The 19876-nt window shown below is 71.2% G+C and carries 19 protein-coding genes; 12 read left to right on the forward strand and 7 right to left on the reverse strand.

Annotation, left to right across the window (positions count from 1 at the left end; all coding sequences use genetic code 11):
- The first annotated feature begins 50 nt into the window (after nucleotides 1-50).
- From yajC to QM772_RS12265, 4 genes are all read left to right on the forward strand, one after another.
- The gene (yajC, locus tag QM772_RS12250) at nucleotides 51-383 is read left to right on the forward strand and encodes a preprotein translocase subunit YajC (protein ID WP_415136836.1); all 333 of its coding nucleotides are present in this window, start codon (nucleotides 51-53) and stop codon (nucleotides 381-383) included.
- A gap of 70 nt (nucleotides 384-453) precedes the next feature.
- Nucleotides 454-2337, forward strand: a complete 1884-nt coding sequence (secD, locus tag QM772_RS12255; protein ID WP_415136838.1) for a protein translocase subunit SecD — start codon at nucleotides 454-456, stop codon at nucleotides 2335-2337.
- A gap of 33 nt (nucleotides 2338-2370) precedes the next feature.
- On the forward strand, nucleotides 2371-3321 hold the full coding sequence (secF, locus tag QM772_RS12260) for a protein translocase subunit SecF (RefSeq protein ID WP_415136840.1): 951 nt from the start codon (nucleotides 2371-2373) through the stop codon (nucleotides 3319-3321).
- A gap of 107 nt (nucleotides 3322-3428) precedes the next feature.
- On the forward strand, nucleotides 3429-5843 hold the full coding sequence (locus QM772_RS12265; protein ID WP_415136842.1) for a DUF1631 family protein: 2415 nt from the start codon (nucleotides 3429-3431) through the stop codon (nucleotides 5841-5843).
- A 229-nt stretch (nucleotides 5844-6072) separates the two neighbouring features.
- On the opposite strand, the gene QM772_RS12270 is transcribed toward QM772_RS12265, so the two are convergent.
- From QM772_RS12270 to QM772_RS12280, 3 genes are all read right to left on the reverse strand, one after another.
- Nucleotides 6073-6549, reverse strand: coding sequence for a DUF494 family protein (locus QM772_RS12270; RefSeq protein ID WP_415136844.1), 477 nt, complete (start codon nucleotides 6547-6549; stop codon nucleotides 6073-6075).
- Between the two features lie 21 nt (nucleotides 6550-6570).
- Complete coding sequence (dprA, locus tag QM772_RS12275) at nucleotides 6571-7794, reverse strand: DNA-processing protein DprA (RefSeq protein ID WP_415139576.1); 1224 nt, start codon at nucleotides 7792-7794, stop codon at nucleotides 6571-6573.
- A gap of 144 nt (nucleotides 7795-7938) precedes the next feature.
- Nucleotides 7939-9249 (reverse strand): LysM peptidoglycan-binding domain-containing protein, encoded by a 1311-nt coding sequence (locus QM772_RS12280; RefSeq protein WP_415136846.1) that lies wholly within the window; start codon nucleotides 9247-9249, stop codon nucleotides 7939-7941.
- Between the two features lie 145 nt (nucleotides 9250-9394).
- Here QM772_RS12280 and def point away from each other — a divergent pair, with 145 nt between their 5' ends.
- The 5 genes from def to QM772_RS12305 all read left to right on the forward strand — a co-directional run bounded on the left by def (nucleotide 9395) and on the right by QM772_RS12305 (nucleotide 12609).
- A complete protein-coding gene (gene def / locus QM772_RS12285; protein ID WP_415136848.1) occupies nucleotides 9395-9925 on the forward strand; it encodes a peptide deformylase in 531 nt (176 codons plus the stop codon).
- Nucleotides 9922-10410 (forward strand): hypothetical protein, encoded by a 489-nt coding sequence (locus QM772_RS12290; RefSeq protein ID WP_415136850.1) that lies wholly within the window; start codon nucleotides 9922-9924, stop codon nucleotides 10408-10410. The genes def and QM772_RS12290 overlap by 4 nt, the downstream gene beginning before the upstream one ends.
- Nucleotides 10411-10476: 66 nt before the next feature.
- Complete coding sequence (fmt, locus tag QM772_RS12295; RefSeq protein ID WP_415139578.1) at nucleotides 10477-11445, forward strand: methionyl-tRNA formyltransferase; 969 nt, start codon at nucleotides 10477-10479, stop codon at nucleotides 11443-11445.
- Between the two features lie 131 nt (nucleotides 11446-11576).
- Complete coding sequence (locus tag QM772_RS12300) at nucleotides 11577-12269, forward strand: AzlC family ABC transporter permease (protein ID WP_415139580.1); 693 nt, start codon at nucleotides 11577-11579, stop codon at nucleotides 12267-12269.
- The gene (locus tag QM772_RS12305) at nucleotides 12259-12609 is read left to right on the forward strand and encodes an AzlD domain-containing protein (protein WP_415136852.1); all 351 of its coding nucleotides are present in this window, start codon (nucleotides 12259-12261) and stop codon (nucleotides 12607-12609) included. The genes QM772_RS12300 and QM772_RS12305 overlap by 11 nt, the downstream gene beginning before the upstream one ends.
- Nucleotides 12610-12611: 2 nt before the next feature.
- Here QM772_RS12305 and QM772_RS12310 read toward each other — a convergent pair whose 3' ends face one another.
- The 4 genes from QM772_RS12310 to QM772_RS12325 all read right to left on the reverse strand — a co-directional run bounded on the left by QM772_RS12310 (nucleotide 12612) and on the right by QM772_RS12325 (nucleotide 15815).
- Nucleotides 12612-13403, reverse strand: coding sequence for an amino acid ABC transporter ATP-binding protein (locus QM772_RS12310; protein WP_415136854.1), 792 nt, complete (start codon nucleotides 13401-13403; stop codon nucleotides 12612-12614).
- On the reverse strand, nucleotides 13390-14046 hold the full coding sequence (locus QM772_RS12315; RefSeq protein WP_415136856.1) for an amino acid ABC transporter permease: 657 nt from the start codon (nucleotides 14044-14046) through the stop codon (nucleotides 13390-13392). Before QM772_RS12315 ends, QM772_RS12310 begins: the two co-directional genes overlap by 14 nt.
- A 216-nt stretch (nucleotides 14047-14262) precedes the next feature.
- On the reverse strand, nucleotides 14263-14949 hold the full coding sequence (locus tag QM772_RS12320) for an amino acid ABC transporter permease (protein ID WP_415136858.1): 687 nt from the start codon (nucleotides 14947-14949) through the stop codon (nucleotides 14263-14265).
- A 71-nt stretch (nucleotides 14950-15020) separates the two neighbouring features.
- Nucleotides 15021-15815, reverse strand: a complete 795-nt coding sequence (locus tag QM772_RS12325; protein WP_415136860.1) for a transporter substrate-binding domain-containing protein — start codon at nucleotides 15813-15815, stop codon at nucleotides 15021-15023.
- 194 nt (nucleotides 15816-16009) lie between these two features.
- Here QM772_RS12325 and QM772_RS12330 point away from each other — a divergent pair, with 194 nt between their 5' ends.
- Genes QM772_RS12330 through QM772_RS12340 form a run of 3 tightly spaced genes read left to right on the forward strand, consistent with a single transcriptional unit; the run spans nucleotide 16010 to nucleotide 19785 of the window.
- Nucleotides 16010-17203 carry a phosphoglycerate kinase gene (locus QM772_RS12330; protein WP_415136862.1) on the forward strand — a complete coding sequence of 398 codons (1194 nt, stop codon included), beginning with the start codon at nucleotides 16010-16012 and terminating at the stop codon, nucleotides 17201-17203.
- Nucleotides 17204-17241: 38 nt separating this feature from the next.
- A complete protein-coding gene (locus tag QM772_RS12335; RefSeq protein WP_415136864.1) occupies nucleotides 17242-19086 on the forward strand; it encodes an ATP-binding protein in 1845 nt (614 codons plus the stop codon).
- Nucleotides 19087-19143: 57 nt separating this feature from the next.
- The gene (locus QM772_RS12340) at nucleotides 19144-19785 is read left to right on the forward strand and encodes a response regulator transcription factor (protein ID WP_415136867.1); all 642 of its coding nucleotides are present in this window, start codon (nucleotides 19144-19146) and stop codon (nucleotides 19783-19785) included.
- Nucleotides 19786-19876: the final 91 nt, after the last annotated feature.

Consider the following 19876-nt stretch of genomic DNA (forward strand, 5'->3'; position numbering starts at 1 on the left):
GGCGCCCGCCGCGCGCCTGCCTGGCCGTCCTTTCCTCAGGAGTCCCGCCCATGTTCATCTCCAATGCCTACGCCCAGGCCGCCCCCGCCGCCGCCGAATCCGCCTCGATGTCCTCCACCCTCACCAGCATGCTGCCGCTGGTGCTGATGTTCGTGGTGCTGTACTTCATCATGATCCGCCCGCAGATGAAGAAGCAGAAGGAGCACCGCGCCATGATCGACGCCCTGGCCAAGGGCGACGAGGTGGTGACCGCCGGCGGCATGCTGGGCAGGATCGTCTCGGTGTCGGACGGCGCCCTCGGCGTGCAGATCGCCAACGGCGTCGAGGTGCAGATGCAGCGCAGTGCCGTGGTGCAGGTGCTGCCCAAGGGAACCATCAAGTAAGCGGGCGACTCGCACCGCCGCGGCAGGCCGAGCTGGCCGGCCGCCCACCCATGCCTCACTCCTTCGCGCCATGAACCGTTACCCCCTCTGGAAGTACGCGATCATCGTCGTCGCCCTGCTGGTGGCCGTGATCTACACCCTGCCCAACCTGTTCGGCGAGGCGCCGGCGGTGCAGGTGTCGGCCGGCAAGGTGACGGCGAAGGTGGATACCGGCACCCTCGCGCGCGTGGAAGAGGCGCTCAAGGCCGCCGGCGTCGCCCCCGACCGGCTGACGATGGAAGGCACCTCGGTGCTGGCGCGCTTCACCACGCCCGACGACCAGCTCAAGGCCAAGGACGCGATCGAGCACGCCGTCAACCCCGACGCGGCCGATCCGGCCTACGTCGTCGCCCTCAACCTGGTGTCGCGCTCGCCGAACTGGCTGACGGCGCTCAACGCCAAGCCCATGTACCTGGGCCTGGACCTGCGCGGCGGCGTGCACTTCATGCTGCAGGTGGACATGCGCGCGGCCATCACCAAGCGCCTGGACACCGTGGCCAGCGACATCCGCCTGGCCCTGCGCCAGAAGGACGTGCGCCACGGCGGCGTCACGCGCGAGGGCAACGCGGTCGAAATCCGCGCCCGCGATGCCGCCACGCTGGAGGCGGCGCGCCGCGTCATCACCGACACCCAGCCCGACCTGCAATTGGCCGAATCCACCGCCGGCGAGCCGCGCCTGGTCGCCAGCTTCAAGCCGCCGGCGCTGCTGCAGGTGCAGAACGACGCCGTCAAGCAGAACATCACCACCCTGCACAACCGCGTGAACGAGCTGGGCGTGGCCGAACCCGTCATCCAGCAGCAGGGCGCCGACCGCGTGGTGGTGCAGCTGCCCGGCGTGCAGGACACCGCGAAGGCCAAGGACATCCTGGGCCGCACCGCCACGCTGGAGATGCGCCTGGTGGACGAAAGCGCCGAGGGCCGCGCCGCCGAGCTGAACAACGGCCCGGTGCCCTTCGGCTCCGAGAAGTTCCTGCTGCGCGACGGCCACCCGGTGATCGTCAAGCGCCAGGTCATCCTGACCGGCGACAGCCTGACCAACGCCCAGCCCGGCTTCGACACGCAGACCCAGCAGCCCAAGGTGGACCTGACGGTCGACTCCAAGGGCGGCGCGATCATGAAGCAGGTCAGCCAGGAGAACCTGAAGAAGCGCATGGCCATCGTCCTGTTCGAGAAGGGCAAGGGCGAGGCGCTGACGGCCCCGGTGATCCAGGCCGAGCTGGGCAACCGCTTCCAGATCTCCGGCTCGATGAGCGTGAACGAGGCCAACGACTTGGCGCTGCTGCTGCGCGCCGGCTCGCTGGCCGCGCCGATGGAGATCATCGAGGAGCGCACCATCGGCCCGAGCCTGGGCGCCGAGAACATCGCCAAGGGCTTCCACAGCGTGGCCTGGGGCTTCGTGGCGATCTGCATCTTCATGTGCGTGTACTACGCGCTGTTCGGCGTGTTCTCCAGCATCGCGCTGGGCTTCAACCTGCTGCTGCTGGTGGCCATCCTCTCGATGCTGCAGGCCACGCTGACGCTGCCCGGCATGGCGGCCATGGCGCTGGCGCTGGGCATGGCGATCGACGCCAACGTGCTGGTCAACGAGCGCGTGCGCGAGGAGCTGCGCGGCGGCGCTTCGCCGCAGGCGGCCATCCATGCCGGCTACGACCGCGCCTGGGCCACCATCCTGGATTCCAACGTCACCTCGCTGATCGCCGGCCTGGCCCTGCTGGCCTTCGGCTCCGGGCCGGTGCGCGGCTTCGCCGTGGTGCACTGCATCGGCATCCTGACCTCGATGTTCTCGGCGGTGTTCTTCTCGCGCGGCCTGGTCAACCTCTGGTACGGGCGGCAGAAGAAGCTCAAGACGGTGTCCATCGGCACCGTGTGGCGGCCGCAGGCCGACGCCCAGCGCCCCAGCCCCGACGCCGCCTGACGCGCGCCCCGAAACAGCCCAGGAACCCGAGCCATGGAATTCTTCCGCATCCGGCGCGACATCCCGTTCATGAAGCACGCGTTGATCCTCAACGCGATCTCGGTCATCACCTTCCTGCTGGCGGTGTTCTTCCTGGTTACCCGGGGGCTGCACCTGTCGGTGGAGTTCACCGGCGGCACCGTGATGGAAGTGGCCTACGAGCAGCCCGCCGAGCTGGAGAAGGTGCGCGGCGCCGTCGCCGCGTTGGGCTACAGCGACGTGCAGGTGCAGAACTTCGGCACCTCGCGCGACGTCATGATCCGCCTGCCGGTGAAGAAGGGCGAGACCTCGGCGCAGCAGAGCGAGCAGGTGCTGCAGGCGCTGAAGGCGGCCGACGCCGGCGTGCAGCTGCGCCGCACCGAGTTCGTCGGCCCGCAGGTCGGCGAGGAACTGGCGGCCGACGGGCTGAAGGCGCTGGCCTTCGTGATCATCGGCATCGCCATCTACCTGTCGTTCCGCTTCGAGTGGAAGTACGCGGTGGCGGGCCTCATCGCCAACCTGCACGACGTGGTGATCATCCTGGGCTTCTTCGCCTTCTTCCAGTGGGAGTTCTCGCTGGCGGTGCTGGCGGCGGTGCTGGCGGTGCTGGGCTATTCGGTGAACGAGTCGGTGGTGATCTTCGACCGCATCCGCGAGAGCTTCCGGCGCTACCGCAAGATGAGCACGGTGCAGGTGATCGACCACGCCATCACCTCCACCATCAGCCGCACCATCATCACGCACGCCTCCACCCAGGCCATGGTGCTGTCGATGCTGCTGTTCGGCGGCGCCACGCTGCACTACTTCGCCATGGCGCTGACCATCGGCATCCTGTTCGGCATCTATTCGTCGGTGTTCGTGGCGGCGGCCATCGCCATGTGGCTGGGCGTCAAGCGCGAGGATCTGGTCAAGACCGTCCGCAAGGAAGGCGACCCGAACGACCCGAATTCCGGCGCGGTGGTCTGAAACCCGTGAACGAATCCGGCATGGCAGCGGATTCCGCGTCCTGAAGGGGCGCCGGCGGCTGGCGCGCGGGCGGCTGCATGCGATACTGATTGCGGACTTCCACGCGCATGGCTTCCTTCTCCCGTCCCCACGAATCCCAGCACCGCCTGGCGCGCCAGGTGCGCGAGCAATTCGTCGATGCGTTGGAGGAGGGCGTTCTCGACCTGGCGATGCAGGTGCAGGCGCTGCTTTCGGCGCTGGCCTCCGGCGGCACCCGGAACGCTTCCATCGGCGAGATGCAACTGGCCATGGACGCTGTCCAGATGTTCCAGGTCCAGCGGCAGCACTGGGTGACCGCGGCGCGCCAGGGCTGGCGCGCGTCGCTGGCCCAGGCGGGCGCTGGCGGAACGGCGGCCGGCGGCAAGCGGATCGGCTTCGCGCTGGAGGACGCGGCGGTGGTGGATCGCAAGATCCTCGCCTCGCGCCTGGCCAGCGCCGTGGGCGAGGCCGCCGGGCCCGACATCAACAACCTCAAGCTGCGCATCCAGCGTCTGGAGCGCACACCCGACTGGCCTGGCCAGGACGTGCTGCGGCCGGACGCGTTCCCGACCGAGCTGGTCAAGGCCTGGGAGGGCTGCGGCCTGACGCAGCCCATGTGGGGCCTGGTGCAGCCGGCCCTCGTGCCGGCGCTGGCCAAGCGCATGGCCGATGCCTACCGCGCGGCCAATGAGTTTCTGATCGAGCACGGTGTGATGGCCGAGATCGACCTGAAGGAGCTGGTCAAGCGCGACCGGCCGAGCGGCTGGGGCAGCGCGTCCGCGCCCGTGCCGCCCTACGGCGACGCGCCGGCGTCCGCGCGCGCGCCGCGCGCCGAGCCGCCGGGCCTGCGCCGCGATCCGCCGCCGTCCATGCCCATGTCGCGCATGGACGGGTACACGCGCCAGGGCCCGGCCACCCAGACGCCCTACGTGCGCGATTCCGCGCTGGCGCGTGCCGCGCAGGAAACCCGCATGATGACCGGCGTGACGCCGATGGCGCGCATCCGCGAGCGTGCCCAGGGCGTGCTGGGGCAGTTGCGCCGCATGCTGTCCGACCGCGTGGCCGGCTTCGATGCCGGCGCGCCCGCCGGGCCGCCTTCGCCGCGGCTGGCGCAGGCGCTGGCCGAGCCGCCGACGCCGTTCGCCGTCACCGAGCTGATGGAGCGCCCCGGCGCCGGCGTCAGCGACATTGGCGAGATGCCCGGGGCGCAGGTGGAGGCGGTGGCGACCCAGCTGCGCCGGCGCGCCAACGCGCTGAAGGCCAAGGCCGACAAGCCCAGCGAGAAGGCGACCATCGAGATCGTGGCGCTGATGTTCCAGGCCATCCTGGCCGAGGAGCGCATTCCGGCCGCGCTGCGCGTGTGGTTCGCGCGGCTGCAGATCCCGGTGCTGCGGCTGGCGCTGGCCGAGCCGGACTTCTTCGCCTCGGTGCAGCACCCGGCGCGCCAGCTGATCGACCGCATGGGCGCCTGCGCGCTGGGCTTCGACGCCGCGCAGATCGGCGGCAGCCGGCTGGAGCGCGAGATCAAGCGCATCGTGCAGGTGATCGAGCAGTACCCCGAGACCGGCCGCCGCGTCTACCAGCTGGTGCTGGACGAGTTCAAGAAATTCCTCGGCCGCTCGCTCACCGAGAACAACGCCGTGCAGCAGGCCGCCACGCTGGCGCAGCAGGTCGAGCAGAAGGAGGCGCTGTCGATCCAGTACACCATCGAGCTGCGCCGCATGCTCGATCCGGTGCCGGTGGGCGAGGACGTGCGCGAGTTCCTGTTCCGCATCTGGTCCGACGTGCTGGCTATGGCGGCGGTGCGGCACGGCCCGCAGCACGCCGAGACGCTGCGCTTCAAGCAGGCCGCGGCCGATTTGCTGTGGTCGGTCAGCCCGCGCTCCGACCGCGCCGAGCGCGGCCGCGTGGTGCAGAAGCTGGCCGGCGTGATCGCCGTGCTGCGCGAGGGCATGACCTCGGTGGCCATCACCCCCGACGAGCAGGACGGCCACATCAAGCTGCTCAACGACGCGGTGATGCAGGCCTTCGTCTCGCGCGCCGAAAGCATTTCCCAGTCCACCCTGGACGGGCTGGCGCGCGGGCTGGCGGCGCTGGAGGACGTGGTCACCGACGACGCGGAAGGCGACGTGCTGCTCGACCCGGGCCTGATCGAGCTGATGTTCGGCGTCGAAGGCGACGCGCTGGAGGTGATCTCCACCGGCGGCTCTCAGCCTGGCGAAGGCATGCTGCAGTGGGCGCACGAGCTGGAGCTGGGCAGCTGGTTCTCTCTCGACCACCAGGGCGCGGTGGCCCAGGTGCAGTACGTCTGGCGCAGCGAGCGTGGCCAGCTGCACCTGCTGGCCAGCGGCGGCGGGCGGAGCTACCTGGTGCAGACGCGCCGTCTGGCCGCCTACCTCCAGGCCGGCCTGCTGGTGCCGGTCGAGGACGAGGCGCTCACCGTGCGCGCCACGCGCGAGGCGCTGGCCAAGCTCAACGCCACGCCGGATCAGCTGCTTCACTGAACTCGAAAGCAGTACGGCGGGGCGTCGAACCGAAACAGCTCGAAGGCCGCGGAGCAGGCCATGCCAGCAATCGCCGCGGACGGGCTTGCGCCGGCCGCTGGCGGTGCCCCCGTCATAACGCCCCCACGCTGCGCTGCCTCCAGAGGGGGGCGCTCGCGTCTTCGGGCGGCCGGGCGACGCTCAGGGGTGGCGCAACAGCGCGCAGCGCGTGGAGCCTGGGGTGGGCCTTTTAATGCGCCAACCGATGCGCGGTGTCGTCGCAGAGCTCGTCGAGGATCAGCACGTCCGGGTTGGCGTCCAGCCGCCAGTACACCATCATGATGATGATGCGCAGGTCGTCCGGCGCGGGCGGCTCGGGCATGGCCAGGGCGCGGTCGATCACCACCTCGCGCAGCGCGGGCGACAGCGCGCCGGCGCCTTCGAGGAAGTGGATGCAGGCGATGCCCTCGGGCCCCAGGCAGTCCATCTCCTGCGGGCTGTAGACGCGCAGGCTGCCCTGCGAGGCGGGGTGGGCGGGTTCGGCGGCGGCGGGCGGCAGCGTGAAGCCTTCGGCGGCGCTGTTCAGGCCGTCGAGCCAGCGCAGCGCCTGCTGGATTTCGTCGCGCTCGAAGCCGGCGCTGCCAAGCCGGCGGCCGAGCTGATCCCGGTCGGGGCAATCGTCGCCGCCCCAGTAGTTCTCGTACACGTACACGAGGACTTGGTACATGGGGCCAATATAGCGCATCCCCTACGCCTGGCCCAGGCGCTGGAACAGGCCGCCCGGCAGGCGGCCGACGCGGCCGTCCAGTTCCAGCGTCAGCAGGCGCGCTTGCAGGGTGGCGGTGTCCAGGCCGGTGCGCGCCAGCAAGGCGTCCAGGCCGACCGGGTCGGCGCCGAGCGCCTCCAGCAGCGTGGATTCATCGTCATTTTGGCCGCCAGCGCTTTCCTGGCCAGCGCCGGCAGCTATGGAATTGGAAGCAACCTGCGGCCAGCGCAGTTCTTCCAGCACGTCCTCGGCCGTCTCCACCAGCTTGGCGCCCTGGCGGATCAGCGCGTGGCAGCCGCGCGACTGCGGGCTGTGGATCGAGCCCGGAATGGCGAACACCTCCTTGCCCTGCTCGGCGGCCAGCCGCGCGGTGATGAGCGAGCCCGATTGCAGCGCCGCCTCCACCACCAGCGTGCCGCGGGCCAGCCCGGCGATTAGCCGGTTGCGCTTGGGGAAGTTGGCCGGCAGCGGCGGCGTGCCCAGCGGGTATTCGCTGACGAGCAGCCCCTGCGCCGCGATGCGGTGCGCCAGCGCGCGGTGCTGGCGCGGGTAGACGCGGTCCAGCCCGGTGCCGACCACGGCCAGCGTCGCCAGCCGCGCGGCCGGCGCGGCCTCGTCGCAGGCGGCCAGCGCACCCTCGTGCGCCGCGCCGTCCACGCCCAGGGCCAGGCCCGACACCACCGTGAGGCCCGCGCCGGCCAGCGCGCGGGCGAACTGGCGCGCGTTCTGAGCGCCCTGCGGCGTGGGGTTGCGGCTGCCGACCATGGCCAAGGCGCGGTCCGGCCAGCCGTTTGCTCCTGTTTCAATAGCTTCTGGCGCTTGACTGGCGGGCGCTGGAGGCTTATTTGATGCTGAATCCAGCAGCCCCACCTGGCCCAGCAGGTACAGCATCAGCGGCGGGTCTTCCGTGGCCAGCAGGGCGGCGGGGTAGCGCGCGTCGCCCAGGGTGACGAGGGCGCGGCCCTGCCCGGGCTCGGCGGCGGCCAGCCAGGCGGCGGTGGTCTGCACCAGCGCATCCAGGCCCTCGGGCGGTTCGGCCAGCGCGCTGGCCTGGGCCGGGGTGAGCAGTGGGCGCAGCGCGGCGGCGCTCTGCGCGAAGACGGCCTGCGGCAGGCCGAAGGCGGCCAGCAGGCGGCGCGCGGTGTCGTTGCCGATGCCGGGCGTCAGCGCCAGCCGCAGCCAGGCCGTGAGCTCCTCTTGCTCCATCATGCGCCTTCATGCCTTTGCATCGAGGGGGCGCGGAGCAGGCCACGCCAGCGACCGCCGCGGCCGGGCTGGTACCGGCCGCCGGCGTTGTCCTCCCTCGCGCGGCAGAGAGGGGGCAACGCGAAGCGGCTCAGGGGACGCCCTTTATTTCGGGTTGGTCAGCTTGTCGCCCACCTGCACCGGGCTGGTGATCTCCATCACCAGCGCGTAGGACACGCGCTCGAAGGGGCGGAACACCAGCGCCAGGCCGTTGCGCTCGTCCGGCAGCTGGATGCGGGTGCGCTGGCCGTCGGTCTTGTCGACGATCCGCGGGCCGGTGGACAGCACCGCCAGCACGTGGCCGTTCTCGATGCCGTCGCGCAGGCCCTTGTTGATGACCACGATCTGGTTCTGGCCGGCGTAGCGCACGGCGTTGCCGTGCACCAGCACCACGCGCGCGTTCACCGGCACGTTGGGCGCGTGCGGCACGTAGCTGCGGAAGTCGCGCGGCGGCTCGGGGATCAGGCGGTCGCCGGCACGCATTTCCTCCTTGCTGCCGACCACGTCGATGGTGGCGGGCACCGGCGTCAGGGCCGGCGCGGGCGCCGTCCGGTGCGCCACGGGCCGCGGGTCGGCGTCGCCGGCGGCGGGCGGCTCGGGCGGCGCGGCGCGGCGGTCGGCGGCCAGCACTTCCTGGTCTTCCTCCGTCTCGCTTTCGCCACGCACCAGCTCGGCCTGGCCGACGTACTGGCCTTCGTAGCCGAGGATTTCGCCCGTCACCGGATCCTTCAGCGGCGTGGCGGTGCGGAACACGCGGAAGGCGGTCGGCAGGCCCGGCGCCTTCAGCAGCGGGGCGTCGTCGGGGCCGCGGGCGTAGGCGCGGTCGCCCTTGACCATCAGCACGCGGTCCTGGTTGGCCAGCGCCACGATGCGCGGCGCGCGCTGGAAGGTGTCGTCATCGACCACCAGCGGCTCGGTCAGGAAGGGCTCGATCAGGTGCGGCTGCAGCGTGGGCAGCGGGCCGGTGCCCAGCATGTCCACGCGGGTGCGCGGCGACACGCGCATGGTGTCGCCCGGCCCGGCCTCGCCGCCCTTGCGCGCGCGCAGGAAGGCGCGGTCGCCCGAGCGCTCCAGGTAGAGCTGCTGGCCGGGGTAGATCAGGTGCGGGTTGCGGATGTCCTGCAGGTTCATGCCCCACAGCTCGGGCCAGCGCCAGGGCGACTTCAGGAACAGGCCCGAAATGCTCCACAGCGTGTCGCCGCGGCGCACCGTGTACTGGTCCGGAGCGTTGGGCGCCAGGGCCGACAGCGGCACGCCCTGGGCCGCCACGTGCTGTGCGGTGGCGCGCTGGCCGGGGGTGACCGGGCGGTCCGATCCCTGCTGGGCCTGGGCCGGCAGCGCCGCCAGCAAAGCGGCGGCCAGCAGGCCGAGCGGCAGGGCCGGGGCGCGTGTGGCGCCGGGAAAAGTAGGTTTCATTGTGTTGCTGAGCGCGGCGGCTGACTTGACAAACCACTGGCAATTCTGCATTCAAGCCCTTGATCCGGCAACGTAATTGACCCACGGCACCGGCGCGATGCGTCAAAAGTAGCGAAAATAGCGACAAGTTAGACCCGCTTCGCCCATGGCGCAACTGCCCATTCTTCGCTACCCCGATCCCCGCCTGCACAAGGTCGCCAAGCCTGTGCAGGCCGTCGACGCGCGCCTGAAGGCGCTGATCGGCGACATGTTCGACACCATGTACGAGGCCAAGGGCATCGGCCTGGCCGCCACCCAGGTGGACGTGCACGAGCGCCTGATCGTCATCGACGTCTCGGAGGAGCGCGACCAGCGCCTGGTGCTGATCAACCCCGAACTGCTCTGGGCCAGCGACGAGCGTGTGAGGGGCGACGAGGGCTGCCTGTCGGTGCCCGGCATCTACGACGGCGTGGAGCGCGCCGCCGCCGTGCGCGTGCGCGCGCTGGACGAGCGCGGCGTCTCGCGCGAGATCGCCGCCGACGGCCTGCTGGCGGTGTGCATCCAGCACGAGATGGACCATCTGCTGGGCAAGGTGTTCGTCGAATACCTGTCGCCGCTCAAGAAGAACCGCATCAAGACCCGGCTGCTGAAGGCCGAGCGCGAGGAAAGCCGCACGCGGGCGCAGGAGCGCGCGTGAGCCGGAGCCTGCTGGCGGCGCTGGCCGCCTGCGCGCTGCTGCTGGGCTGCGCCCAGCCCGAGCGCATCGCGCCCGGCACGCCGGCCGCCGACGTGGTGCGGTCGCTCGGCCGGCCGACGGCGCGCTACCCGCTGGCGGGTGGCGGCGAACGCTTGCAGTACTCCCGCCAGCCGGCCGGCCAGACGGTGCACAACGTCGATCTGGACGCCGCCGGGCGCGTGGCGCGCGTCGAGCAGGCGCTCGGCGAGGCGCTGTACGGCCAGCGCATCCGCGTCAACGAATGGAGCCGCGACGACGTGCTGCGCGAATACGGCCCGCCCGCGCGCACCATGGGCGTGCACAACTTCGACGGCACGATCTGGATCTGGCGCTACCTCGACGGCATCACTTGGCGCCTGCTGTTCATCGACATCGACCGCGCGGGCGTGGTGCGCGGCTGGTCGAACGGCGACGAGGACCTGCCCGATCCGCCGGAGCCGCGCTGAAAATTACATAAGAAATCGGCCCCCAGCGCTTGCTGGTTGTGCGCGAGCAGCTATCAAATCATGAGTATCCGAGCCGCCTTCGCCGGCACCCCCGAATTCGCGCGCGCGGCGCTGGAGGCCATCCATGCGGCGGGCTTCGGCATCCCCTTGGTGCTGACCCAGCCCGACCGCCCGGCCGGGCGCGGCATGAAGCTGCACGCCTCGCCCGTCAAGCAGTGGGCGCTGGCGCGCGGCGTGCCCGTGGCCCAGCCGCGCAGCCTGCGGCTGGACGGCAAAGCTCCCGAGGACGCCGCCGCCGCCCAGGCCGCCCTGCAAGCCGCCCGGCCCGACGTGCTGGTGGTGGCCGCCTACGGGCTGATCCTGCCGCAGTGGGTGCTGGACCTCCCGAGGCTCGGCTGTTTGAATATCCATGCCTCGCTGCTGCCCCGCTGGCGCGGCGCGGCGCCCATCCACCGCGCCATCGAGGCGGGCGATGCCGACACCGGCATCACCATCATGCAGATGGACGCGGGCCTCGACACCGGCGCCATGCTGCTGGCCGAGGCGCTGCCCATCGCCCCGCGCGAGACCACCGGCACGCTGCACGACAAGCTGGCCGCGCTCGGCGGGCGCCTGATCGTGCAGGCGCTGGAGCTGGCCGCCGCCGGGCGCCTGACGGCCACGCCCCAGCCCGCCGAGGGCGCGACCTACGCGCACAAGATCGAGAAGCACGAAGCCGCCATCGACTGGCGCCAGCCGGCCGAGACGATCGAGCGGCGCATCCGCGCCTTCGACCCCTTCCCCGGTGCCAGCGGCATGCTGGGCGGCGAGGCCGTGAAGCTCTGGCGCTCTGAAATCAGTAGCTGCCAGCGCTTGCCGGACGAGCGCTGCGGCCAGATTTTGCTTGTAAACGATGAAGGCGTGACAGTCGCCTGCGGCCAGGGCGCGCTGACGCTGACCGAATGGCAGCGCCCCGGCGGCAAGCGCCTGCCGGCGCGCGAGTTCCTGCGCGGCAGCGCGCTGCGGGCCGGCCAGTGCTTCGAGGCTGCCGCATGACCATGCCCCTGCCGCCCGACCCGCCGGGCGATCTGTCGCCGCACGGCCGCCTGGCCACCTGGGTCGGCCGCCGCATCGACGGCTGCGCACGCACCGCGCGCCACCCGCTGTTCTGGGTCGGCGCGCGCGAGATGTCGGGCATCTCGCTGGGCATGACGGCCTGGGCCTTCATGACCGGCGTGGCCATGATCAAGAGCGGCATGAGCATCACCGAGGCGGTGGCGATGTCGCTGCTGGTGTTCGCCGGCAGCGCGCAGCTGGCCGCCATCCCGCTGATCGCCGCCGGCGCGCCGATGTGGGTGGTGTTCGCCACCGCGTTCTGCGTCAACCTGCGCTTCGTGGTGTTCAGCCTGCACCTGCGGCAGTACTTCATGTTCCTGCCGCGCGCGCGGCGCCTGTGGCTGGGCTACTTCACCGGCGACGTGACCTACGTGCTGTACACGCGGCGCTTTCCCGAGCCGCCCGCGACCGACCAGCAGCGCCACGCGCAGATGGCCTACCTGTGGGGCGGCAACTGCGTCAACTGGGTGTTCTGGCAGACCTTCAGCATGCTGGGCATCTTCCTGGGCAACGCGCTGCCGGCGCGCTGGGGGCTGGAGTTCGCCGGCACGCTGGCGCTGCTGGCGGTGGCCTGCTCGCTCGCCACCTCGCGGCTGCGCGCGCTGGCGGCCGTCATCGCGGCGGCGGCGGCGGTGGCGCTGGTGGCGCTGCCGTACCGGCTGAACATCGTCGCCGCCATCGCGGTGGCGGTGGTGGTCTGCCTGTTCATCGAATCCCGGCGGCCGCCGCTGGCCGGCGAGCGGGAGGACGCCCATGCCGGCTGAGACCGACCTCTGGACGCTGCTGATCATCGTCGGGCTGACGGTGATCAGCGTGGTCACGCGCGGCTTCTTCTTCATCAGCGCGCGCGAGTGGCGCCTGCCCGGCTGGGCGCTGCGCGGCCTGCAGTACGCGCCCATCGCCGCGCTGACGGCCGTGATCGCGCCCGACATCGTGCTGACGCAGGGCCACGTCGGCAACCTGCTGGCGGATGCGCGGCTGTGGGGCGCGCTGGCCACGGCGGGCTTCTACTTCTGGCGCCGGCAGTCGGGCTTCGTGCTGGTCGGCGCCATCGCGGCCGGCATGGCGGTGTACCTGCCGCTGCGCATCGGGCTGGGGTGGTGAACTCAGCCGTGTAACGAAGACAGGAACTGCTTCAGCTCCGGCGTCCTCGGGCTGCCGAACAGCTCGGCCGGCGGCCCCATCTCGTGCACCTTGCCCTGGTGCATGAAGATCACGCGGTCGCTCACCTTGCGCGCGAAGCCCATCTCGTGCGTGACCATCAGCAGCGTCATGCCCTCGGCGGCCAGCGACTCGACCACGCCCAGCACCTCGCCCACCAGCTCCGGGTCCAGCGCGGAAGTGATCTCGTCGCACAGCAGGATGGCCGGCTCCATCGCCAGCGCGCGGGCGATGGCCACGCGCTGCTGCTGGCCGCCGGAAAGCTGGTCGGGCCAGGCGCCGAACTTCTCCGCCAGGCCCACCCGCGCCAGCAGCGCGCGGGCGCGCGCCTCGCCGGCCTTGGCCTCGGTCTTCTTCACCAGGCTGGGCGCCAGCATCACGTTCCTGCCCACCGTCAGGTGCGGGAACAGGTTGAACTGCTGGAAGATCATGCCCACGTGCTGGCGCAGCGTGCGCATGGCGGCCGCGTCATCGTGCTTCAGCGGCTGGCCCAGCACGGTCAGGGTGCCGTGCTGGAAGGTCTCCAGCCCGTTGATGCAGCGCAGCAGCGTGCTCTTGCCCGAGCCGCTCTTGCCGATGATGGCCACCACCTCGCCCGCGCGCACGTCGAGGTCGATGCCCTTGAGCACCTCGTGCGTGCCATAGGCCTTGCGCAGTCCGCGCATGCGCACGGCGGGTTCGGCGGTGTCGTCGGCGGGCAGGGCGTGGGCGGCGGCGAGCAGTTCAGTGGTGGACATGAAGTCTCCGTTCGAGCGCGCGCGCCCACAGGCTCACCGGGAAGCACAGCGCGAAATAGACCAGGGCGACGACGCCGTACACCAGCATCGGCTTGAAGGTGGCGTTGGCGATCATGGTGCCGGCCTTGGTCAGCTCGATGAAGCCGATCACCGACGCCAGCGCCGTGCCCTTGATGACCTGCACCAGAAAGCCCACCGTGGGCGCCACGGCGATGCGCACCGCCTGCGGCAGGACGACGTGGCGCATCTGCTCGCCGAAAGACAGCGCCAGGCTCTGCCCCGCCTCCCACTGCCCGCGCGGCACGGCGCGCACGCAGCCGTGCCAGATCTCGGTGAGGTACGCGCTGGCGTACAGCGTCAGCGCCACGGCGGCGGCCGTCCAGGCCGAGATCGGCAGGCCCAGCAGCGCCAGGCCGAAGTAGGCCAGGAAGAGCTGCATCAGCAGCGGCGTGCCCTGGAACAGCTCCACGTAAGCCCCCACCGCGCGCGCCGCCCACGAGCGGGCGCCGCCGGCCTCGCGCAGCACCAGCAGCGCCCCGCCCACCACGCCGCCGCCCACGAAGGCCAGCAGCGACAGCGCCACCGTCCAGCGCGCGGCCAGCAGCAGGTTGCGCACGATGTCCCAGAGGGTGAACTCAACCATCCTAGAAGCGGCAGTTGAACGCGCTCGCCAGTGCCGTGATCGGCGTGCCAGGCAAGGCGTGAGGACGCGGCAGGCTCGTGCCTGCGAGGACGAGCAACGCCGCATGGCGCGGCGAGCGCGGTGCTGGCGAGTGCGTAGCGCGCTCACCCCACAGATGGGGTTGAACGAAGTGGCGAAAGCAAAAGTTCATGCGGCTCTGGTGAAGATGGCAAGCGGTCAACTGCCGTTTCTAGGATCGGGGCGCCTGCCGAACAGCCAGCGCGGCCCGGCCCAGTTGAGCGCGCGCCGCACCGCCATCGCCAGCAGCAGGTAGAGCGCGGTGGCGACGATGAAGGCCTCGAAGGCGCGGAAATTGCGGCTCTGGATCAGGTTGGCGGCGTAGCTCAGCTCCTCGGTGCTGATCTGCCCGCACACCGCCGAGCCCAGCATGACGATGATGATCTGGCTCACCGTGGCCGGCCACACCTTGGCCAGCGCGGGCGGCAGCACCACGCGGGTGAAGGTCTGGCGGGCGTTCAGCGCCAGGCTCTCGGCCGCCTCGATCTGCCCGCGCGGCGTGGCCTCGATGCCGGCGCGCACGATCTCGGCCGCGTAGGCGCCCAGGTTCACCACCATGGCGATCACCGAGGCCAGGTCGGGCGTGAGCCGCACGCCCAGCGCCGGCAGCCCGAAGAACACGAAGTACAGCTGCACGATGAAGGGCGTGTTGCGCACCAGCTCCACGTAGCTCGCGGCCAGCCACTTCAGCCACAGCGGCCCGCGCGTGCGCGCCCAGGCGCAGGCCACGCCCACCGCCAGGCCCAGCACGGCGGCGATGGCCGTCAGCAGCAGCGTGACGGCCGCGCCCTTGGCCAGCAGCGGCCACTGGCCGAGCACGGCGGCGAAGTCGAGGTCGATGCGCATGCGGCGCTTGCTATTCAATACGGAGCTATTGGCGCTTGCCTGGCAAGCGCTGGGGCCTGTTTTTGCTTAGATTATTTCGGCAGGTCGCCGGCCGGGCGGCCCAGCCACTTGAGCGACAGCTTGTTCAGCTCGCCCGACGCACTGGCGGCGGCGATGATGGCGTTCAGCTTGTCCTTCAGCGCCGTCTCGCCCTTGGCCACGCCGATGAAGTTGGGGCTGTCCTTCAGCAGCAGCTTGTATTCGGTGCCGAGCTGCGGGTTCTTGGCCATCATCGCGCCGGCCACCGAGGCGCCGGTGGCCAGCGCCTGCGTCTGGCCCGACACGAAGGCCGCCACGGTGGCGTTGTTGTCCTCGAAGCGCTTGATGTCGGTGCCGGCGGGCGCCACCTTGGTCAGCTCCTGGTCCTCGATGGCGCCGCGCGTCACCGCCACCGACTTGCCCGCCAGGTCGGCGAAGCTCTTCACGGCCATCGTCTTGGGCGCGAACACGGCCTGGAAGAAGGGCGAATAGGCCGAGGTGAAGTCGAGCACCGCCTCGCGCTCGGGGTTCTTGCCCAGGGTGGAGATCACCAGGTCGGCCTTGGCCGTCTGCAGGTAGGGGATGCGGTTGGCGCTGGTCACCGGCACCAGCTCCAGCTTGGCGCCCAGGCCGGTGGCCACGACCTGCGCCATGTCCACGTCCAGGCCCTGGGGCTTCAGGTCGGTGCCGACGAAGCCGTAGGGCGGGAAGTCGGTCGGGATGGCGACCTTCACCGTCTTGCTGGCCTGGATGCGCTCCAGCGCTGACTGCGCGTGCGCCGCCAGCGGCAGCGCCAGGGCGGCGGCGAGGGCGATGAGGGCGGGGCGGCGGGCAAGGGGAGAGAACATGGCGATCCTTTTTTCAGTGCGCGCGGGCGCGCGATGTGGTGATGCGGGCCTTGGTGCAAGCGCCATGCCAGCCGGAAAGCACCGTTTTGGGGCGTTGGCGCTTCCTATAATCGGCCGCAGGATTTCTGGTCATTTACCTAGTTCTCGCCCGCCAGTTCAGCGCGGGCAGCTCATTTTTCAGGAGCAACCGCCGTATGAACGTGATCCGCTTTTCCGACCTCTGCGCCCAGGGCAAGGCCCGGGGCCAGCGCGTCTTCATCCGCGCCGACCTCAATGTGCCGCAGGATGAGCACGGCGCGATCACCGAAGACACCCGCATCCGCGCCAGCGTGCCCTGCATCCGCATGGCGCTGGAGGCCGGCGCGGCGGTGATGGTCACCAGCCACCTGGGCCGCCCGAAGGAAGGCGAGTTCAAGCCGGAGGATTCGCTGGCGCCCGTGGCCCGCCGTCTGGGCGAACTGCTGGGCCGCGAGGTGCCGCTGGTGCAAAACTGGGTGGACGGCGTTCAGGTGGCGCCCGGCCAGGCCGTGCTGCTGGAGAACTGCCGCGTCAACAAGGGCGAGAAGAAGTGCGATGAGGCGCTTTCGCGCAAGATGGCCGCACTTTGCGACATTTACGTGAACGATGCCTTCGGCACCGCGCACCGCGCCGAGGGCACCACCTACGGCATCGCCCGGTTCGCCCCAGTCGCCTGCGCCGGCCCGCTGCTGGCGGCCGAGATCGACGCCATCACGCAGGCGCTGGCGCAGCCCAGGCGGCCGCTGGTGGCCATCGTTGCCGGCAGCAAGGTGAGCACAAAACTCACCATCTTGCAGTCATTGGCGAGCAAAGTGGATCAACTCATCGTCGGCGGCGGCATCGCCAACACCTTCATGCTGGCCGCCGGCCTGCCCATCGGCCAAAGCCTGGCCGAGGCCGACCTGGTGGGCGAGGCGCGCGCCGTCATCGACGCCATGAAGGCGCGCGGCGCCGAGGTGCCGATCCCGACCGACGTGGTGACGGCCAAGGAGTTCAAGGCCGACGCGTCCGCCACCGTCAAGCCAGCCGCCGACGTGGCCGCCGACGACCTGATCCTCGACATCGGCCCCGCCACCGCCGCGCGCCTGGCCGCGCAGCTGAAGCAGGCCGGCACCATCGTCTGGAACGGCCCGGTGGGCGTGTTCGAGTTCAATCAATTCGCCCACGGCACCGAAACCATCGCCCGCGCCATCGCCGCCAGCCCCGCCTTCAGCATCGCCGGCGGCGGCGACACGCTGGCGGCCATCGCCAAGTACGGCATCGAGAAGGACGTGGGCTACATCTCTACCGGCGGAGGCGCCTTTCTGGAAGTGCTGGAGGGCAAGCAGCTGCCCGCCTTCGAGATTCTGGAAAAGCGCGCGGCGGGCTGACTCGCCGCCTCAATTCATCGGCGCTTGCGTACCCACCGATGCTTGACGCCGCCCGCCGCTGGACCGACATCAGGCTGGAAGGGGCTGCGCCGGCCGAGTATCTGCGCGTCGAGCAGCAGTCGCTGGATTTGCTGTTGCGCGGCGTGCGCATCGGGCTGCTGACGGCGCTGCTGGGGCCGGGGCTGTCGGCCTGGCTGTTCTCCGGTTTCGTCGGTCCGTGGTGGGCTTGGGGGCCAGCGGCGCTGGTCTATGCGCTGAACCTGGAGCGCATCCTCATGCTGCGCCGCATGGCCGCGCTGCGCGCGCTGCACGACGACACGCCGGGGCGCTGGGCCGCCGCGCTGGTGCTGCGCATCGGGCTCATGGGGTGCCTGATCTCGGCCTGGAACTACGCCGCGCTGCGCAGCGACGAGCCCGTGGCCATGATGTATGCGTTGGGGCTGTCCATCGTCGTGTGCGCCGGCGCCATGACGCAATACTGCATCTGGCCCGCCGCCGTGTGGGTCTTCGTCACCCCGCTACTGCTGGGCATGGCGGCGCAACTGCTCTGGGTGGGGCGCGGCGCGCAGGGGCAGGGCCACGTGGTCACGGCCGTGTTCATGGTCGCGCTCTGGGCGACGCTGCTGACCGCCACCACCCGCTTCGCCCGCGCCCAGCACGGCAACCTGCTGATGCGCCTGCGCAACGAAGAGCTGACGGCCGCGATCGACGGCAAGCGCCGCCAGGCCGAAGCCGCCAGTGCCGCCAAGTCGCGCTTTCTGGCAGCCGCCAGCCACGACCTGCGCCAGCCGGTGCACGCCATGTCGCTGCTGGGCGAGGCGCTGCGCCAGCAACTGGCCGGCACGCCCCAGGCGCCGCTGATGGGGCAGATGCTGGCCGGGGTGGACAGCTTCTCCGAGCTGGTGGACGAGGTGCTGGACCTGGCGCGCATCGATGCCGGCGCCGTCGAGGCGCGCATGGCGCCGGTGCCGGTGCCTGGGCTGCTGGCGCGTGCCGAGACCAGCTTTCGCGCCAGCGCCGCCGCGCGCGGGCTGGCGTTCTGGCTGCGTCCGCCCGTGTGCGGCGGCGATCCGGTGGTGTGGGCCGATGCGGCGCTGTTGTGGCGCGTGGTCGGCAACCTGGTGGCCAACGCCGTGCGCTACACGCCCGCGGGCGGCGTGATGCTGGCCGTGCGCCGCGCGCGCTTGAACGGTCAGCCCGCGTGGCGCATCGAGGTGCGCGACAGCGGCCCCGGCATCGCGCTGCACCAGCGCGAAGCCATCTTCGACGAGTTCTACCAGGCGCACGACGCGCACCGCACCCGTGCCGGCGGCGAGGGCCACGGCCTGGGCCTGTCGGTGGCACGGCGCATGGCGCGCCTGATGGGCGCCGACGTGCGCCTGCACCCGGCCAGCGCGCACGGGCCCGGCGCCGTGTTCTCCATCACCCTGGCGGCCGCGCCCGCCGCCGCGCCCGATGCCGCGCCGCACGGCGAGGGCGCCGCCTCGTCCGCGCCGCCCGACCTGCGCGGCCTGCGTGTGCTGGTGGTCGACGACGACCCTGCCGCGCGCCAGGCCCTGCACCTGCTGCTGCAAGGCTGGGGCGCGAGCGTGCATAACGCCGCCACCCCCGCTGCCGCCGCCTCGGCGGCCCGTCGCGCCGCCGAGGCCGGCGCGCCCGTGCAGGTACTCGTCACCGACCACTGGCTGGCCGACGGCGCCCTCTCGCACGACGTGCTGGCCGCCGTGCGCCCGCACGCGCCGCCCACGCTGCGCGTGGCCGTGGTCAGCGGCGGCGCCAGCGAGGCTGAGGCCGCCGCCCTGGCGCAGGGCGGCGCCGTGTTCCTGCGCAAGCCCGTGCGGCCCCAGGCGTTGCGCGACTGGCTGAACGCGGAATCGGTCTAGGCATACTCACTTTGGCGAGTGGCGCGGCACCGGAGCGCCATGAACCATGGCCTGGACATGAGCACCCCCCAACGCATCCTGCTGGCCGACGACCACGAGATCGTCCGCGACGGCTTGGCCGCCCACCTGCGCATGCTGGGCGATTTCGAGATCGTGCACGCCTGGAGCCTGGCCACCCTGCTGGCCGCGGCCGCCGCGCCGCCCGGCTGCGACCTGGCCGTGGTGGACGTGCACATGCCCGGCATGGACGGCGGCCAGGGGCTCGCGGCGCTGTGCGCTGCCCATGCGGCGCTGCCCGTCATCATCATCAGCGGCGCCGCCAGGCTGCCGCGCGTGGCCGAATGGCGGCGCTGGCCCAGCGTGCGCGCCATCGTGCACAAATCCAGCCCCATGGCCCAACTGCGCGCAGCCGTCGATCTGGCGCTGGCGCGCACGCCCGTCGCCGTGCCTGAGCTGTTCGCGCTGCCCCAGGCCCAAGCCTGGGGCGATGCCGACGCGCTGGCCGCGCTATCGCCGCGTCTGGCGCAGGTGGCCCAGGCCGTCGCCCAGGGCCTGAGCAACCAGCAGGCCGCCCAGGCGCTGGGCCTCTCGGAAGGCACCGTCAAGCAATACCTCAAGGACATCTTCCGCACCCTGGGCGTGGCCAACCGCACGCAGCTCACGCTGCTGCTGCTCGGTCAAAAGCCGGGCGGCGAGTAGCCGGGCGGGCGCTCTTGCGCGCCCGGGGCGCGGTCTTCACTTTCGGGAATGGCATCGCCTCGTCACACCGGGAAACATGGCTGTGTCTTCA

The sequence above is a fragment of the Ottowia sp. genome (genome assembly GCF_047601385.1).
Taxonomy (GTDB): domain Bacteria; phylum Pseudomonadota; class Gammaproteobacteria; order Burkholderiales; family Burkholderiaceae_C; genus Ottowia.

Excerpts from the sequence above, each read along its gene's own strand:
- yajC (WP_415136836.1), top strand. The coding sequence starts at position 51 with ATGTTCATCTCCAATGCCTACGCCCAGGCCGCCCCCGCCGCCGCCGAA.
- QM772_RS12315 (WP_415136856.1), bottom strand. The coding sequence starts at position 14,046 with ATGGTTGAGTTCACCCTCTGGGACATCGTGCGCAACCTGCTGCTGGCC.
- QM772_RS12270 (WP_415136844.1), bottom strand. The coding sequence starts at position 6,549 with ATGTACCAAGTCCTCGTGTACGTGTACGAGAACTACTGGGGCGGCGAC.
- QM772_RS12305 (WP_415136852.1), top strand. The coding sequence starts at position 12,259 with ATGCCGGCTGAGACCGACCTCTGGACGCTGCTGATCATCGTCGGGCTG.
- QM772_RS12340 (WP_415136867.1), top strand. The coding sequence starts at position 19,144 with ATGAGCACCCCCCAACGCATCCTGCTGGCCGACGACCACGAGATCGTC.
- QM772_RS12320 (WP_415136858.1), bottom strand. The coding sequence starts at position 14,949 with ATGCGCATCGACCTCGACTTCGCCGCCGTGCTCGGCCAGTGGCCGCTG.
- QM772_RS12330 (WP_415136862.1), top strand. The coding sequence starts at position 16,010 with ATGAACGTGATCCGCTTTTCCGACCTCTGCGCCCAGGGCAAGGCCCGG.
- QM772_RS12280 (WP_415136846.1), bottom strand. The coding sequence starts at position 9,249 with ATGAAACCTACTTTTCCCGGCGCCACACGCGCCCCGGCCCTGCCGCTC.
- QM772_RS12310 (WP_415136854.1), bottom strand. The coding sequence starts at position 13,403 with ATGTCCACCACTGAACTGCTCGCCGCCGCCCACGCCCTGCCCGCCGAC.
- QM772_RS12335 (WP_415136864.1), top strand. The coding sequence starts at position 17,242 with ATGCTTGACGCCGCCCGCCGCTGGACCGACATCAGGCTGGAAGGGGCT.
- secD (WP_415136838.1), top strand. The coding sequence starts at position 454 with ATGAACCGTTACCCCCTCTGGAAGTACGCGATCATCGTCGTCGCCCTG.
- QM772_RS12300 (WP_415139580.1), top strand. The coding sequence starts at position 11,577 with ATGTCGGGCATCTCGCTGGGCATGACGGCCTGGGCCTTCATGACCGGC.
- QM772_RS12265 (WP_415136842.1), top strand. The coding sequence starts at position 3,429 with ATGGCTTCCTTCTCCCGTCCCCACGAATCCCAGCACCGCCTGGCGCGC.
- QM772_RS12325 (WP_415136860.1), bottom strand. The coding sequence starts at position 15,815 with ATGTTCTCTCCCCTTGCCCGCCGCCCCGCCCTCATCGCCCTCGCCGCC.
- secF (WP_415136840.1), top strand. The coding sequence starts at position 2,371 with ATGGAATTCTTCCGCATCCGGCGCGACATCCCGTTCATGAAGCACGCG.
- dprA (WP_415139576.1), bottom strand. The coding sequence starts at position 7,794 with ATGGAGCAAGAGGAGCTCACGGCCTGGCTGCGGCTGGCGCTGACGCCC.
- def (WP_415136848.1), top strand. The coding sequence starts at position 9,395 with ATGGCGCAACTGCCCATTCTTCGCTACCCCGATCCCCGCCTGCACAAG.